This is a genomic window from Arthrobacter sp. U41 (assembly GCF_007679325.1).
In the GTDB taxonomy this organism is placed as follows: Bacteria; Actinomycetota; Actinomycetes; order Actinomycetales; family Micrococcaceae; genus Arthrobacter.
In genome coordinates this window covers 1,283-2,580 of record NZ_VEGI01000011.1, presented here as the reverse complement: position 1 = coordinate 2,580, position 1,298 = coordinate 1,283, and the positions used below count along the sequence as shown (strand labels likewise).

Annotated in this window: 1 rRNA gene (cut by a window edge); it reads left to right on the top strand. The window is 54.6% G+C overall.

The annotated features are described in order from the left end of the window. Positions 1-19: 19 nt before the first annotated feature. Positions 20-1,298 (top strand): 23S ribosomal RNA (locus FS787_RS17840) (it continues 1,277 nt past the right edge of the window).

Genomic DNA, 1,298 nt, shown 5'->3' with positions numbered 1-1,298 from the left:
ACTTTTTTTGATCTTTTGTGGTCAAGTTTTTAAGAGCACACGGTGGATGCCTTGGCATTAGGAGCCGAAGAAGGACGTAGGAATCTGCGATAAGCCTGGGGGAGTCGATAACCGGACTGTGATCCCAGGGTGTCCGAATGGGGAAACCCCGCCAGGGGCGCGAGTTACCTGGTGACCCGCATCTGAACACATAGGGTGCGTGGAGGGAACGCGGGGAAGTGAAACATCTCAGTACCCGCAGGAAGAGAAAACAATAGTGATTCCGTCAGTAGTGGCGAGCGAACGCGGATCAGGCTAAACCGTTCCATGTGTGATAGCCGGCGGGCGTTGCATGGTCGGGGTTGTGGGACTTCCCATTCTGTCTCTGCCGGGGCAGTGGGGTGAGTAGTACAGGCATAGGTGAACGGTCTTGAAAGGCCGGCCAGAGAGGGTGTGAGCCCCGTAACCGAAATGTTGTGTACCGCCCGGTGAAGTATCCCAAGTAGCACGGGGCCCGAGAAATCCCGTGCGAATCTGTCAGGACCACCTGATAAGCCTAAATACTCCCTAATGACCGATAGCGGACCAGTACCGTGAGGGAAAGGTGAAAAGTACCCCGGGAGGGGAGTGAAACAGTACCTGAAACCGTGTGCTTACAATCCGTCGGAGCCTCCGCAGCTTGCTGTGTTGTGGTGACGGCGTGCCTTTTGAAGAATGAGCCTGCGAGTTAGTGTTACGTCGCGAGGTTAACCCGTGTGGGGAAGCCGTAGCGAAAGCGAGTCTGAATAGGGCGTTGCAGTGGCGTGATCTAGACCCGAAGCGAAGTGATCTACCCATGGCCAGGTTGAAGCGACGGTAAGACGTCGTGGAGGACCGAACCCACTTCAGTTGAAAATGGAGGGGATGAGCTGTGGGTAGGGGTGAAAGGCCAATCAAACTTCGTGATAGCTGGTTCTCCCCGAAATGCATTTAGGTGCAGCGTTGCGTGTTTCTTACCGGAGGTAGAGCTACTGGATGGCTAATGGGCCCTACAAGGTTACTGACGTCAGCCAAACTCCGAATGCCGGTAAGTGAGAGCGCAGCAGTGAGACTGTGGGGGATAAGCTTCATAGTCGAGAGGGAAACAGCCCAGACCACCAACTAAGGCCCCTAAGCGTGTGCTAAGTGGGAAAGGATGTGGAGTTGCGAAGACAACCAGGAGGTTGGCTTAGAAGCAGCCATCCTTAAAAGAGTGCGTAATAGCTCACTGGTCAAGTGATTCCGCGCCGACAATGTAGCGGGGCTCAAGTACACCGCCGAAGTTGTGGATTTCAGACAGT